Origin of the sequence: Nocardioides alpinus (assembly GCF_900112035.1) — a bacterium.
GTDB classification, from domain to species: Bacteria; Actinomycetota; Actinomycetes; order Propionibacteriales; family Nocardioidaceae; genus Nocardioides; species Nocardioides alpinus.
The window spans coordinates 661,217-675,666 of record NZ_FOKC01000001.1 but is presented as its reverse complement, the minus strand read 5'-3'; the positions used below and the strand labels follow the sequence as shown (position 1 = coordinate 675,666).

The window sequence follows — 14,450 nt, the reverse complement described above, 5'->3', positions numbered from 1 at the left end:
CCCTCCGTCGGGGCCGTGCGCGTCCCGCACTTCGGTCTCGACCGCCGGTCGTCTCTCGGACGCGTGGCGCCCTGGGTCTGGGGAGCCGTCCTGCTGGCAAGCGCTGTCTGGCTCCTGGGACCCCGACTGACGGGGTGGCAGCTCCTCCACGTGCACAAGGAGGACGGCGCGATCTTCCTCCAGGAGTGGGTGCGCGACGGCTGGTCGTCGATCTTCGCGCCCTACACCGGCTACCAGCATCTCGGCGCTCGGGTCTCCACCGCCGTCTGCGCCTCCGGCCCGGTGTCGTGGTTCGCACCCTGCGTGGGCGCCGCGGCGGGCCTGTTCCGGATCCTCTTGGCCATCGTCGCCGCCGGGGTGCTCGTCCCCTACGCGCGCACGCGGTCGTGGGGATTGGCGGCAGGTTTCCTGTTCGTGTTCGTCCCGGTGGGGCAGCAGGAAGTCCTGGGCAACCTGACGAACCTTCGCTGGTTCTTCGACGCGGGGTGTCTGTTCATCTGCGTGGGACTGTTCCGCGGCCGCTTGGCCGTCCTCGCTGCGGTGCTGGGCTTCGTCGGCGCCATGTCCGACCCCCTGGTGCTGCTCCTGCTGCCCCTGGCCGCATGGCGCATCGCCAGCGCACCCAGGCGGGCGATGGCGGCTCCCGCAGCGGCAGTTGCCCTCGGTGCGGTGTGCCACTGGCTCCTGCTGATCCCGTCGGCCCGGCCCACCGATCTCGGGTGGTACGTCCGCGAACCGGTCGAGGCCGTGGTGCAGCTGATGGTACGAGGGCCAGCGGTCGCGCAGTTCGGCCAGAACGGCACAGAGGTGCTGATCCATGGAGCGATCCTGCTCGCCGTCCTGGCCGGACTCGTTCCGCTCGCACTGGTCTTCCTGAGCCGGCCGACCGGCGGGCCGTTGGTGCTCCTGGTGCTGCTGCTCCTCGCCGGCGGGGGTCTTCTCGGTGCCACCCTGGTGTTCGCCCCTCATGACCAGCTCACGCTCGACCCGCCCTGGCAGCTCGGCAACGGATCCCGCTACTCGGTCGGCCCTGCGCTGCTCATGGGGAGTGCGGTGCTCGTGGCCGTGTCGCACGCACGCCACCGGGCACTCCGGGTCGCGGCCGTCGTCCTGTTCTGCTTGGCGGCGGTGGGCGACATGACCGGGGACTCGTGGAACTCGCACGGACCGACGTGGGTCGCGTCGATCGACGACGTGAGGCCCGCCTGCGAAGCGGGCGCCGACTCGGTCGAGGTCCAGCTCACTCCTACGGACGTTCCCACCGAGTGGCTCGCCCTGCTGAGCTGCGACTGGGTCCAAGGAGGCTGACGCTCTCTCAGCCGTCGGCGCCCTGGTGTGTGACCAGCTCCTGCAGCACCTCGGCGACGAACTCTGCGACCGCATCCTCGCCGCCGACCGGACCGCCGGCCAGGAACCCGTCCGCGCCGAGCAGAACTGCCGCCGGCGTGCCGACCGAGAAGAGCCGTCGCACGTTGAGCTCCGGCTCGGAGACGGCGAGCTCGGGTGCGTGCTCGCCGGCGGCGAGGGCGGAGTGCTCGTCCGGGTAGACGGCGAGGACCCCCACCGCCGGGGTGAGCTGCGCCGCCCAGCCGTCGAGCTTCTCCGCCGTGCGGACGCACGGACCGCAGCTCGGGTTGAGGACCACCAGGAGCCGGGCCTGGGTGCGCGCCAGCTCGGAGAGCGTCGAGGCGCGACCGTCGTGATGCGTCACCACTCCGTAGGGGATGGGCTGGCGCTCGTAGTCGAGCAGTTCGTCGCCGCCCACAGGCGAACGCCCCGCGCTCGAAGCGCCGCCCGTCACCATCACCGCGACAGCAGCTGCCGCGGTCGCCGCAGCCAGGGCCCACCACCCGGCGCCGTCGAGATCAGCGAGAGCGGAAGGCGTCGATCCGCCGTCGAGGGCGAACCAGACGACTGCTGCCGCGAGGGCGGTGAGCAGCACGTTGCGCGCCAGCGTCGTGCGGTCGATCTCGTGCCGCCCCAGGGAGCCGAAGCACGAGCAGGCCACGGGCTCGTCGAAGCCGAGCGCGCGGGCGACGATCCCGGTGTAGGCGAGCATCAGCAGGACGAGGACTGCCGACACGGGAAACAGCCAGCCCGCTGGCGTGACGAGCAGGAGGATCGCCAGCGCGATCTCGACCCACGGAAGCGCCCTCGCTGACACGTCGGGAGCGACGACCGTCGGCACCTTCAGCGCGTCGAAGGCATCGCGGGTGGCGCGGGGGTCGCGCAGCTTCGCGACTCCGCTGGTCAGCAGCACGGCAGCGAGGGTGAGCACGACGATGAGTGCTGCAACCGGTGCTGACGACATGGCGTGAATCCTATGGTTCGCTCGTTCACAGCTCCGTCACCAGAGTTGCAGATCAGATGGTTGGAATGGTGTTCCGGCGCCCGTGGTCACTGGACCGTTGGCTCAGTAGTCCGGCCCGAGATTGACGACCAACATCCCGTCCAGCGACTTGGCCCAACCTGCCGTCGGGTACTCCGGCATGTGTGCTGCAGCTGCAAGGCCCCGCTGCTCTTCCTCCGCAGTTGGAGAGGACACCTCGACGCCTTGGCTGGTGAGGAAGCTTGTCGACCGCCAGGGCTCTCCCGTGAAGAGACTCAGGCCGAACTGCTCAGCGGGCCTCCCTACCGTCCCCAGCCCCTGCTGTTTCGGCGCGCTGACGACGACGACGGGTGCCTCGGCCGCATCAGGAAAGAGGCGTCGAGCTTCTTCATCGATGCGAAGCGCGAGAAAGCGATCGCGTGCCAACGATGCTTCGGACGCAACAAACGCCTGGTTGGAAACCGATGCATTGGCAATGACAGCCATCGTGCAGAGTCCCACCGCGAGCCATCCAGTGATGCCCACCTGCGTCGATGGGCTGCCAACCTCAGGGCCAGCGTCCGCAATAGCGATCGCGGTCAGGCCGAGCAGGCACACGGGCAGGTAGACCATCGACCTGATGGGGAGCTCATCGACGAGGAGCGCGGCAACCACCGGTGTGACGAGAAGCGCAAGAAGGGCGAGAGGACGGACGATCCGTGACTGGTGAGAACTGACCCGTAGGCTCGACCGAATCGCCAGGACCACCAGAACGGTGAGAAGCAGTGCGAGCCAGGGTTGCAGGTTGTCGTAGAGCGATGCCCCAGGCGCCAGCACTTCCACGTTTCGTGCTGATGCGGCTGAGAGCCTGCCCCATGGATCACTGGCCAGTCCCGGCAGGTCCATGACGTCGTTGACGTAGGTGTCGGACGGAGCGCCCAGTGCGCGTTTCGCGAGCGCTCCGATCACGACGTTGGCCAACGCGCAGGTTGCCAGGAGCCCGATGTTCCGGCCAGCAAACCGCCAGTCGGACCTGCGAGCCACAAGGGAGAGCGAGATGGCCAGAAGGGTGAAGGCGAATCCCTGGTAGATGCCCATCGCGAGGGTCCCAGCAAGAACAGCGAGCGCAAGGCGCTGCCATGTCGTCGAGGTCGCACACACTCCGTAGATCGCTGATGCGGCAAACCCCAGCCCGATGCCGAGCGCAATTGTGGCGAATGAGATGCCGAAGCCGATGGTGGGCATCGTCGCAGCAACAGCCGTGATGAAGCCGGCGGTCATCGGGCTGAGCCCGAACACCTTCGTCGCAAGCACCCAAAGAGATGCCCCGACCAGGAGAACGGCCAGACCCGCGCTGACAACGGGCAGCACCGTCTCAGGCAGGACGGCGTACTGCAGGGCCATGCCCCAGCGACCTTGCGACGCGAACAGGGAGGCCAAACTGCGCTGCCCTCCCCCTAAGAGCACCGGCTCATCGAGGCTCAGATTGAAGTTGAAGACCTCGTAGCCGTAGGTGAGCAGCATCGCCAGGGCGACTACTATCACCGCCCGCTCGCTGGACGTTGACGGCGCGACGCGGGCGGTGGGCACGGCGTGGAGGCTAATCGACTCTGCGGTCCTTGTGGTCTGAATCCGTGTCTTGGGGACCAACCGGCTGTAGATGGTCGGATACGGCGTTAGTGTTTGCGGCCGAACGATCCAACGCAACGGGGAAGGTGGTCGAGCGTGGACTGGGTGCCCATGAACGACCTGTCTCGTGCTGTGGTGACGCACCGCGATGCCCTGATGTCCGGCATGACGAAAGTCCTCGACTCAGGATGGTTCCTTCTCGGGCCGCAGACGGCGGCCTTCGCCGAGGAGCTGGCGTCCTACCTCGACGTGTCGCACGTCGTCCCCGTGGGCAACGGGACCGACGCGCTGGAGATCGCACTCAAAGCACTCATGCCTGAGGGGCGCACGACTGTCCTGTGCGCAGCGAATGCCGGCGGTTACGGCACGGTCGCGGCCCGGCGCGCCGGCTTCGACGTGACCTACGCCGACGTCGACGCCGCCACCCACTGCCTCGACGCCGCGGACGTTGCTGCTCGCATCACCGACGCCGTCGGCGTGGTGATCGTGACCCACCTCTACGGCCGGGCAGCGGACGTCGCCGCGACCGTCGAGGCAGCCCGCTCGGTGGGCGCGATGGTGCTCGAGGACTGCGCGCAGTCCCTGGGTGGCCTGACCGGGGACGGCCGGGTCGGGTCGCTGGCGGACGCAGCCACGTTCTCCTTCTATCCCACCAAGAACCTCGGTGCGTTGGGCGACGGCGGGGCCATCGCGACCTCGTCCGACGACGTCGCCGCTGCGGTCCGACGGCTCCACCAGTACGGCTGGGAGAGCAAGTACCGCATCGCGGGCGAGGGTGGGCGCAACTCACGCCTTGACGAGCTCCAGGCAGCCGTGCTGAGCCATCGGTTGCCGCACCTCGATGACTGGAATGCCGCGCGACGCGCGGTGATCAGCACCTACGTCGAGGCGGCACCCGACGGCGTACGCGTGCTGCCCGCCTCGGATGCGAGCCACACCGGGCACCTGGCGGTCGTGGAGGCGGACGACCGGGAGGCGCTCCGGGCGCACATGGAGGCTGCCTACGTCCGCACGGACGTGCACTACCCCATCCCCGACCACCGCCAGCCGGCCTACGGCTCAAGGTTCGAGGAGCTGAGTCTGCCGGTCACCGAGCGGCTGGCACAGCGTGTGCTGTCCCTCCCGGTCTTCCCGGAGCTGCGGCAGGACGAGATCTCGAGAGTGGGTGCGGCACTTGCCTCCTTCCACTCCTGACCCGATCCTGCTGCCCGAGACAGGGATGCCGCCTCGCTACTCGGTCGTCGTTCCGGTCTACGGCAACCGCGCGACACTTCCTGCGGTCCTCTCGCGTCTCGCCGCGGTCGCCGAACAGCTCGACGGTGCGCTCGAGGCCGTCTTCGTCGTCGACGGGTCGCCCGACGACTCGGCTGCCGTGCTCGCCGAGGTCGTTCCCCTGCAGGGTCTGGCCGTCCAGGTGCTCGAGCACAGTCGCAACTTCGGCTCCTTCGCGGCGATCAGGACCGGTCTTGCCGCCGCCCGCGGCGACTTCGTCGGGGTGATGGCCGCTGACCTCCAGGAGCCGCCCGAAGTCATGCTCGGCTTCTTCCGCGAGCTCCGGTCGGGAGAGTTCGACGTGGCGGTGGGACGTCGCGCGAGCCGGGTCGACCCCGGTGCGTCCGCGCTGATGTCCAAGGTCTTCTGGGGGCTCTACCGTCGCGCGATCAATCCCGACATCCCGCCGGGAGGGGTCGACGTGTTCGCATGCACCCGCGACGTCGCGCAGCGACTGGTGCTCCTCGACGAGTCGCACACGTCGTTGGTCGCGCTGCTCTACTGGGTCGGCTTCCGCCGCGTCGAGGTGCCCTACGACCGGGTGGCGCGCGCCGAGGGCAAGTCGGGATGGACGCTGCGCAAGAAGGTCACCTACCTCTCCGACTCGGTCTTCGCCTTCACCCGGATCCCGATCCACGCGCTCACCGCGCTCGGCGTCGTCGGCACGGTGGTGACCACCGTGGTGGCGCTCTTCGTCCTCGTGTCGTGGCTCACCGGCCGCATCGACTCCCCGGGCTACACCCCGCTCATGCTCACCATGCTGCTCTCCACCTTCCTGTTGCTGACCGGGATGGGGGTGCTCGGTTCCTATGTGTGGCGCACCTACGAGAACACCAAGCGCCGGCCCTCCGCCCTCACCCGCTCGCACTGGATCCACGACCCTGCCCCGGAGGAACACCCGTGAGCGTCTTCGTCCACCCGTCCGGCATCTGCGAGTCCGAGCAGGTCGGCGACGGCACCCGCGTGTGGGCCTTCGCCCACGTTCTTTCCGGCGCCCGCATCGGCAGGGACTGCAACATCAACGACCACGTGTTCATCGAGAACGACGTGATCGTCGGTGACCGGGTCACGGTGAAGTCTGGTGTCCAGCTCTGGGACGGCGTACGCCTCGAGGACGACGTGTTCGTCGGTCCCAACGCGACCTTCACCAACGACCCGTTCCCGCGGTCCAAGGAGTATCCCGAGTCGTTCGCCGAGACGGTCGTCGGGCCCGGTGCCTCGATCGGCGGCAACGCGGTCATCCTCCCCGGCGTCCGGATCGGCCGCCGCGCGATGGTCGGCGCCGGCGCGGTCGTCGTACGCGACGTGCCGGCCCACGCGATCGTCGTCGGCAATCCCGCGCGGATCGTGGGGTATGCCGACTCCGCGCCGTCGCCGGATCCCGATGTCGTCGACCAGCCGCTGGCCACCACCCCTGCGGACGACCTCCCGGGTGGTGCTCGCCTGATCCCGGTCCAGACCGCCGCGGACCTGCGTGGCTCACTCGCGGCCGTCGAGCTCGAGTCCGGTCTGCCGTTCGTCCCGCGCCGCTTCTTCTCCGTCTTCGGCGTGCCGTCGAAGGAGGTGCGCGGCGAGCACGCGCACCGGGTGTGCGCCCAGGTGCTGGTCTGTCTCCAGGGGTCGGTGCACTGCATCGTCGACGACGGGACCCACCGGCGCGAGGTCAGGCTCGACGCGCCTGACGTGGCGCTGCACATGCCGCCGATGCTGTGGGGCACGCAGTACAAGTACTCCGACGATGCCGTGCTGGCGGTCTTCGCCTCGCACTCCTACGACCCGGCCGACTACATCCGTGAGTACGAGCAGTTCCTCGCGGAGGCTGTGCGTGGAGACTGAGCTCTCTCTGCCGCGGACTCGTGTGGGGAGTGATCGGGTCTTCGCCTGGGCCTGCTTCGCCGGGACGTGGCTGGCGCTCGTGGCCACCGGCGCATCTGCGCAGGTGTACGACGCCGTGGTCTACGTGGACAGCGCTCAGCTCATTGTCGACGGAACCCCACCCCCGGACGACTACGGCTTCCGCGGAGCCCTGACCGCCCTGATCTACCTGCCCACGGCAGTCGCGACGAAGGTCGGTCTGAGCGGCGACGTGGGAGTGCTGCTGCAGAACTCGGCGCTCCTGGCTGCCCTCGGATCGTTCCTGCTCCCGAGCCTGCTGGCTGCGGCAGGAGCGAGGTCGCGCGCTCGCACGGTGGCGTGCTGCGTGCTCGTCCTCGTCGTCCTGGGACGTTTCGCGCCGCCCGGCCTGATGGACATCTGGGCGCTCGCAGCGGCGCTCGGCGCGGTGCTGCTCCTCGCCCGGCCCGACCGATGGCGAGTCGCGGCCGCAGGTGCTCTCCTCGGGACCGCGATCAACCTCAGGCCGGCGTACCTCATCCCGACCCTGGTCGTGCTGATCGCCTGGGCGATCTGGGTGCGCCGACACTCGCTCCTGCTGGCCGTCGGTTCACTGGCGTTCCTGCTGCCGCAGATGATCCTGGAGCTGCTGCGGCCGGGATCGCTCCAGCAGTGGTGGACCGGCGTGCTGACCGTCAACGAGATCCAGCTGGCCTACTCGGCATGGGTCGTGCGCTACGACACCATGCCGGCCGCCTACCCACCCCAGCAGTTCTTCTGCATGCCGGGCATGGCAGCAGCCCAGGACGGGCAGATCGGCTCCCCCGTGGGACTGCTGAGCCATCTGCTCGCCTCGCTGCCCACCTCGATCGACCTGATGGCCCAGAAGACGACTGCCTGGCTGATGTGGACGTGGTCCACTCCCTACTACGACGCCGCTGAACCGGCGATCTCGCAGCTCGGCGTGATGGTGGCGATCCTCGTGGTCCTCGGTGCCTACGGTTGGGTGCAGGCGGCCCGGCGGGGCGAACTGTCCCGATCCCTCATCGTCGTGGTGGCGGCGCTGGCTCTCGGCGTGTTGGCCGGCGTGGTCACGTCCACCCCGGAGGCCAGGTTTGCGATGCCGCTGGTGGTGCTGGGCATGGTGGGGGTGCTCCTGGTCCGATTCGACCGCATGGGTTGGCGCTCCCTGGGTGCTGTCGCCGCGATCGTGGTCGTCGTCGTCCTGCTCGGCCGGCACGGCCTGTCGCACCCGGCGCCGGCCGGCTTCGTGTCGCCCGAGATCTGCGCCAGCCCGACGACCACCAAGGGCTGACCGGGTCAGGCCCGGGGATGGGCCCAGCGGTAGAGCGCGATCAGCCCGGGCAGGAAGACCGTCAGGACCACGATCCCGAAGACGCGATCACCCGAGCTGTCACCGAAGAGCAGCAGCATGGAGCCGAGGAAGACGAACGGCGAGGTGAAGAAGCCGACGACCCAGAAGATGAGTCGCGGCACGATGCCGCGCTCCGCGCGAGGACCCCACATCAGCGAGGAGCCCGGAACGGGCAAGCCCTCGAGGACGTCCTCGAGGTCACCGTGCGTCCGCGCTGCGAGGGCGCGTGAGGTGCGCTGGTCGAGCTCACCCGACGTCAGCCGTCCCTCGCTGAAGGCGCCGTTGAGCAAACCGCACACCGACTCACGGTCGGCGTCGGACGCGAGCAACGCGTCGCGTCGGGCTTCGGCGTGCTGCCGTGCGGCGTGCCACCGACCGAGGGCGTCATCGCCCGCCCCCGGACCCGGCGCCGCACCCGCAGATGAGGTCATGCGACAAGGCTAGGTGTTGGTGGGCGGGTGCGGGCCGGAGTTGCGTTCTTCACATCTCTTCGTCATGGCTTGTGCAGACACTCGCGGCTTGACCTCAGAGGCCATCACGCCATGCCCGCACCGCCACCCGTCTCGTGGGGCCAGCGCCCGACGATGTCGTGACACGCCGTGATGAGAGCCGCGCCAGTCCCCGATGCAGGTTGATGTGGGTCAGGTGGTCCGACGACGATCAGCAACCGAGCGCATCGAAGGCGAAGTCCGCCAGGAACACTCGTTGGACGCCAGTCCCGCCAGCATTCCAGTACTCCATCGTCAGTGACGTCAGAGGACCAGCGAAGCTCACCTTGACCCGAGCATTCGCGGTGTTCTCATCGAAGTTGTTGTTCGTCTGCGTGGTGCCGTAGCGGAAGGGCGTAGTCCCGCTTCCGGTGCCGTTGATGTTGACACTCGCACTGTTCGTCACAACGGTCGGTGTCGTCGTGAATCGCACCCGGTCCCAGTAGCCGCTGGTGGTGCTGTCGATGTCGACGATCCAGAAGGTGAGGTTGGTGACATCACGGGGGAACGAGATGGTGAGCCGTTGTCCCCGGTCGGGATTGCCCGTCCTGCTGACGTTGGCCGTGGAGCTCGTTGAGTGCTGCAGGCAGAGCCCTCGCTCTGCGCCTCCGGGCGTGATGTTGCCGAGGTTGGTGACGTTGGGAGCGACACCGCCGCCACCGCCGGCGGCGGGCCCGGGAACCGTCAGGTTGTGTGTCACATCCAGAACGTGTCCGTTGACGCTGTTGTTGTTTCCGGACGTGATCAGGGCGCTCGCAAATCCGATGCTCAGCTTCTGCGCACCGACGCTGGTCGAGGTCGCGCTGGCTGACGCAGCAGTGGTGCTCGCGCGGTTGAACTCCGCTGTCGCGTTGCCCCAGTTGAGGGTGTAGCCGTACGTGGTTGCGCACGGTGAGGCGGCAAACGCCGGGGCGGCGGTGGCGGCAGCAATCACGGGAACGGCCCACGCACCAGCAGCCATGACCGAGCGGCGAGGGAGAGCGCGAGACTGCGACGCGTCAGCGGAAGGCGTGGGGGATGACAAGAAGGACCTCATGGGTAGCTGAACGAAATCTACGACAATTCTTAACTAGATCGTAGGTCACGGGCGCGAGCGGTCGGCGCCTTCGGCTACACAACCGGTACACATTTGGGCACCGTGCGCCCACGGCTGCTGGCACTCGAGGGAATGGTGCGTGGTTCCGCTCAGTTGTGCCTTCCGATGACCTCCGCCGCCGAACAGACCGAGACCACCGAGACCGCTGACGACTCCCGTCGCGTCTCGACCCTGCTCGGCCTCCTCTTCGGCCTCGCCGGGATGGGTTCCTCAAGTGCCGCGGTCACTCTTCCCCTCCTTGCCGACGACCTCGGCGTCGATGCGGGGCTGGCCGCCTGGACGATCAGCCTCTACGTCCTGATGCTTGCGGTGACCACGGCGCTCTACGGCCGGATCTCCGACCTGGTCGGCGTCCGCGCCCCGCTGCTCGCCGGGCTGGTCCTGATGTCGATCGGTGCACTCGTCGCCGCGGTCGCGCCGACGTTCGAGGTCCTCCTCGGCGCCCGCCTCGTCCAGGGCGCCGGCGCAGCCGCCGTACCGACCCTTGGCGTTGCCGTGCTGTCCGCGAGGTACAGCGGCGAGATCCGAGGCCTCGCCTTCGGTCGCCTCGCTGGCGTCGCGGCAGCGGTGAGCTGCCTCGGACCACTCATCGGCGGGCTGGTCGAGGCGTCCTTCGGGTGGCGCGCTGTCATGGCGCTCCCGATCGTCGGCGCCCTCGTCGTGCCGTTCTTGTGGCGGGCGCTCTCCACCGAGGGCAGCGGCGCGCGGCTCGACGTGGTCGGAGCTGCCCTCGTCGCACTCACCGCCGCGGGCATGGTGCTGCTCGTCCAGTCACCCTCGGCGGGTCTGCTCGTGGCTGCGATCGGAGCGGTGATGCTGGTGCTCGGCGTGCCGGCAGTGCGCGCGACCGTACGCCGTCGCCCGGACGGATTCCTGCCGGTCGAGGTCATCCGCAACGCGACCGTGATCCGCAGTGCGATCGCCGCCTCTGCGGTGCCGGCGTCGTGGTTCGCCCTGCTCATCGCGCTCCCCGCCGTCCTCCTTGCAGACGGCTGGGAGGCGTGGCAGGTCGGGGTCGCGATGCTCCCGAGCGCGATCGTCGCGCTGCTCGTCCCCCAGGTCACCGGACCGCTCCTGATCCGCATCGGCCCAGGTCGCGCGCTGGCGGTCGCCGGGCTGGTTGCCTCCGTCGCGCTCCTGGTCGCCACCGCCGGCGCCTACTGGGTCAGCGCCCCGATCCTCGTGGTCGGGATCGTGCTGGTGACCTTTGCCTTCGGCCTCGGCCAGCCGGCCCTCAGCGCCGTCGTCGGTGACGCCGTACCTCACGAGGTGCGAGGCGTCGCGCTGGGCGTCTCAACCCTGCTCTTCCTCATCGGCGGCAGCGTCGGTTCGGCTGTTGTCGCCGGGATCAGCGGTCCGTTCGGCATGCCGACGGCTCTGCTCCTGCTCGCCGTGCTGCCGCTCCTGGGGCTGGTCGTGCTGCGACCGACGCTCACCCCTCCTACTTCCTGATTCCAGCGCTCAGGCGGTCGTCAGCCAGGAGATCGTCACCCCCAGGAAGTTCACGATCGGGTTCACCACGGCGAAGACCAACCCGATCAGGCCGAACGCACGCGCCGCTCCGGTGAGCGGCGTCCGACCCCGTGTCAGTCCCGCCAGCGCCGCCGCGCCCGCACCGAACATCGCCGGCATCCCGCACCAGAAGAAGGCCAGGGCAGGCACCGCCAGCACGCCGAGGACGACCGCGCCCACCTGACGCTGGCGCTCCGAGGTCAGCCGGTTGACCGCGAGCACCGAGGCAGCGAGGGCGAACGTGCCGAAGCCCAGCACGCCCGCGAGCTGCTCGCCGAGCGACCGCGGGGCGTCGCCCTGACCGGTGTAGCCGAAGGCCATCTCGGCCAGGATGCTGCACGACATCCCGATGACGCAGATGCCGTAGGCGATCCCGACCAGCACGGCATAGCGCGGCACACGCGTCTGGCTGGCGGTGGACGGTGCGACTACGTGACTGGTGCTCATGGTGCTCTCCTGGGTGCGGGATTCGTGGTGCTCCCACTCTCCGGCCACCAGCGACCCGGCAGCCAGAGCGCGGAGTCCCGCGCCGTCCCGACGTCGTCCCGCGCGCGTCCCGAGGCCTTCCGCAGCCGCGGTGGCCGCGCGGATACTGACGTCATGACGACAGTGTCGGCCTCCACGGCCCGGATGTGGCCCCCGGACCGGACGGCCCGGACAGGGGTGTCCGGCGAGGTGCTTGCGGCGCTGGCCGTGCTCTCCGCCGGGGTCCTGCCCGCGCTCCTCGTGCTCCCGCACGATCGCGTCGTCGTCGACGTCAACCTCCCGCTGCTGGGTTGGCTGCCGCTCGGCGTCGCCGGCGTGCTGCTGCTCGACCGCGTGCCGCGCTCGGCCGTGGCGTGGGCGGCCGTCGTGGTTGCTGCAGCCACACCGATGGCCATGCTGCTCACCGCGCTGCCGAGCTCGACGCCCGCTGCTGCGGTCGGACCGTGGTGGCTCACACCGCTCCTCGCGGTCGCCGTGGCCGCGCTCCCGGCGACGGGTCGGTCGGCGCGGCGGTGGCGGGGCTGGATCGTCGGCTGGTCGGTCGCAGCGGTCGGGTCTGCGGCGGTCGCCTGGCAGCTCGGGACGCGTACGACGTTCGGTGTGGTCGCGACGCTCGGGCTCCTCGCCGTCGCCGCGACGCTCGTCGCCTCGGCGTACGTCCGCCAACCGCGACCGCCGGTCGAGCCGCTCGTGGACGTGGCCCTGCTGGTCGGCGTCCTGGCCTCGGGCGTGGTGGCCGGTGGCCTGATGTGGTCCTTCTCCGAGCGCGAGCGGATCTTCGGGGCCGAGGTCGTCGGCGTCCTCGCGGCCGCGGTGACCCTCATGATGGCCACCCCGGCAGCGATCTCGGTGCGGCGCGGCTTCCTCGCCCGTCGCTACGGCACCGGGTTGCTCACGCCGAGCGATCTCACCCTCCTCTCGGGCGGGCTCCGCACCACCGGCGATCCCAGGGCGCTGCTGGGCACGGCCGGCGAGCTCGTCGCCGCGGCGAGCGGCGTCGCTGGGGTGGAGATCGTGCTCGACGAGATCGACGACCGCCCCGGGTGGACCGCGTTCCCCCTGGTGGTCGGTGACGAGAGGGTCGGCACCATGGCGGTGCGGCCGCGGGATCCCGAGGGGCTCGAGGCGCGCCAGGAGCACGTCGTACGCCAGCTCGCACCGACCGTGGCGCTCGCGGCGCGCGCGGTGGACCTTGCCGTCGAGGCGCAGCACGCCCGCAACGACGTGATCCGCGAGCGTGAGGCCGAACGTGCCCGGATCCTCGCCGACCTCCACGACGACCTCGGCCCGGCGCTGGCCGGGATGAGCATGCGGGTCGAGGCGGCTCGCGCGACGGAGCCGTCCGAGGAGCTGACGGCCCTTGCGGGTGACCTGACCGCCTGCCGGGCGGACCTGCGCCGCATCGTCTCGGCGCTCACCCCGGAGCCGCTGGTCGGGGCCGACCTGTCGGGGGCCCTCCACACGTTGGTGAGCTCGTTCGGCACCGCCGACGGTGCTGTGGTCGAGCTCGAGGCGGCGGGCACCGGTGACGTCGACGGTGCGGTCGCGATCGTGGTCTACCGCTTCGTCGCGGAGGCCGTCACCAATGCGCTGCGCCACGCCGGGCCCTCCCGCGTGCTCGTGCGCGTGTGCCAGGACGGTCGGTCGCTGCGCGCGAGCGTCGAGGACGACGGGCGTGGGGGACCCGTCGTCCCGGGCGTCGGGCTGACCTCGCTCGGCACCCGTGCGCGCGAGATCGGCGGGCGGCTCGACGTGGAACCCGGCCCGTCCGGCGGCCTCGTGGTGAGCCTCGTCGTGCCCGGGTGGAGCGGGTGATCCGCGTCGTCGTGGTCGACGACCACCCCGTGGTGCTGGCCGGGCTCTCCGCCCTCATCGGCGCCGACCCCGACATGGAGGTGGTGGGTCTGGCCGGCAGCGTGGCCGACGCGCTCACCCTGCCCGCCGAGGCCGTGCCCGACCTCTGTGTGCTCGACCTCCGGCTGCCTGACGGCGACGGAGTCGGCCTCGGGCTGCGCCTGCGTGCGCAGTGGCCCGACGTCAAGCTGGTCATCCTCACCATGAGCCGCGAACCGGCCACGGTCCTGCGCAGCCTCGCGGACGGCGTCGACAGCTACCTCATCAAGGACTCGCCGCCCGACGAGCTGCTCGGTGCCATCCACGCCACTGCAACGGGATCGGTGGTGCTCAGCTCCGGTGCGAGCGCGTCGGTCCGCGTCGCTGCCTCGGCGGTCCCGGACGCTGACGTGCTGGCCCGCCTCGACGCGCGCGACCGCGAGATCCTCGCCCTGCTCGTGCAGGGGCTGGAGACCCATCAAGTGGCGGCGCGGTTGTTCCTCGCCCCCAAGACGATCCGCAACCGCATCTCCGAGATGCTCGCCAAGCTCGACGTCGCCACCCGGGAGGACGCGATCGCGCTCGGCCGCGCGGGAGGCCTGGACCGACGGCCCTGAC

Annotated in this window: 13 protein-coding genes; 8 read left to right on the top strand and 5 right to left on the bottom strand. The window is 70.0% G+C overall.

The genetic code is table 11. The features are described 5' to 3' along the window. The first annotated feature begins 15 nt into the window (after window positions 1–15). Window positions 16–1,308, top strand: coding sequence for a hypothetical protein (locus BM127_RS03250; RefSeq protein ID WP_139227610.1), 1,293 nt, complete (start codon window positions 16–18; stop codon window positions 1,306–1,308). A gap of 7 nt (window positions 1,309–1,315) precedes the next feature. Here BM127_RS03250 and BM127_RS03245 read toward each other — a convergent pair whose 3' ends face one another. Next, window positions 1,316–2,311 carry a MauE/DoxX family redox-associated membrane protein gene (locus tag BM127_RS03245; RefSeq protein ID WP_091194149.1) on the bottom strand — a complete coding sequence of 332 codons (996 nt, stop codon included), beginning with the start codon at window positions 2,309–2,311 and terminating at the stop codon, window positions 1,316–1,318. 102 nt (window positions 2,312–2,413) lie between these two features. Then, the gene (locus BM127_RS03240) at window positions 2,414–3,898 is read right to left on the bottom strand and encodes a glucosyltransferase domain-containing protein (protein ID WP_091194147.1); all 1,485 of its coding nucleotides are present in this window, start codon (window positions 3,896–3,898) and stop codon (window positions 2,414–2,416) included. Between the two features lie 135 nt (window positions 3,899–4,033). Here BM127_RS03240 and BM127_RS03235 point away from each other — a divergent pair, with 135 nt between their 5' ends. From BM127_RS03235 to BM127_RS03220, 4 genes are read left to right on the top strand one after another with little or no spacing between them, the layout of a single operon-like run. Further along, window positions 4,034–5,131: a DegT/DnrJ/EryC1/StrS family aminotransferase gene (locus tag BM127_RS03235; protein ID WP_091194143.1), complete on the top strand. Its 1,098-nt coding sequence runs from the start codon at window positions 4,034–4,036 to the stop codon at window positions 5,129–5,131. Beyond that, the gene (locus tag BM127_RS03230; RefSeq protein WP_198554479.1) at window positions 5,112–6,113 is read left to right on the top strand and encodes a glycosyltransferase family 2 protein; all 1,002 of its coding nucleotides are present in this window, start codon (window positions 5,112–5,114) and stop codon (window positions 6,111–6,113) included. Before BM127_RS03235 ends, BM127_RS03230 begins: the two co-directional genes overlap by 20 nt. Continuing rightward, window positions 6,110–7,045, top strand: a complete 936-nt coding sequence (locus tag BM127_RS22975; RefSeq protein WP_091194136.1) for a WxcM-like domain-containing protein — start codon at window positions 6,110–6,112, stop codon at window positions 7,043–7,045. Before BM127_RS03230 ends, BM127_RS22975 begins: the two co-directional genes overlap by 4 nt. Next, window positions 7,035–8,357: a hypothetical protein gene (locus BM127_RS03220; protein WP_139227608.1), complete on the top strand. Its 1,323-nt coding sequence runs from the start codon at window positions 7,035–7,037 to the stop codon at window positions 8,355–8,357. The genes BM127_RS22975 and BM127_RS03220 overlap by 11 nt, the downstream gene beginning before the upstream one ends. Window positions 8,358–8,362: 5 nt before the next feature. Here the strand turns inward: BM127_RS03220 and BM127_RS03215 are convergent, their stop codons facing one another. Both BM127_RS03215 and BM127_RS03210 read right to left on the bottom strand, forming a co-directional pair. Then, the gene (locus BM127_RS03215; protein ID WP_091194130.1) at window positions 8,363–8,848 is read right to left on the bottom strand and encodes a DUF1707 SHOCT-like domain-containing protein; all 486 of its coding nucleotides are present in this window, start codon (window positions 8,846–8,848) and stop codon (window positions 8,363–8,365) included. A 229-nt stretch (window positions 8,849–9,077) separates the two neighbouring features. After that, a complete protein-coding gene (locus tag BM127_RS03210) occupies window positions 9,078–9,839 on the bottom strand; it encodes a hypothetical protein (RefSeq protein WP_091194128.1) in 762 nt (253 codons plus the stop codon). A gap of 267 nt (window positions 9,840–10,106) precedes the next feature. On the opposite strand from BM127_RS03210, the gene BM127_RS03205 reads away from it, so the two are divergent. Next, window positions 10,107–11,453, top strand: a complete 1,347-nt coding sequence (locus tag BM127_RS03205; RefSeq protein WP_157829659.1) for an MFS transporter — start codon at window positions 10,107–10,109, stop codon at window positions 11,451–11,453. A gap of 9 nt (window positions 11,454–11,462) precedes the next feature. Here BM127_RS03205 and BM127_RS03200 read toward each other — a convergent pair whose 3' ends face one another. Further along, complete coding sequence (locus BM127_RS03200; RefSeq protein ID WP_091194123.1) at window positions 11,463–11,960, bottom strand: hypothetical protein; 498 nt, start codon at window positions 11,958–11,960, stop codon at window positions 11,463–11,465. 153 nt (window positions 11,961–12,113) lie between these two features. Between BM127_RS03200 and BM127_RS03195 the strand changes: the two genes are divergently transcribed. Then, a complete protein-coding gene (locus BM127_RS03195; protein WP_139227604.1) occupies window positions 12,114–13,814 on the top strand; it encodes a sensor histidine kinase in 1,701 nt (566 codons plus the stop codon). After that, complete coding sequence (locus BM127_RS03190; protein WP_091195412.1) at window positions 13,811–14,449, top strand: response regulator; 639 nt, start codon at window positions 13,811–13,813, stop codon at window positions 14,447–14,449. The genes BM127_RS03195 and BM127_RS03190 overlap by 4 nt, the downstream gene beginning before the upstream one ends. Window position 14,450 lies beyond the last annotated feature (1 nt).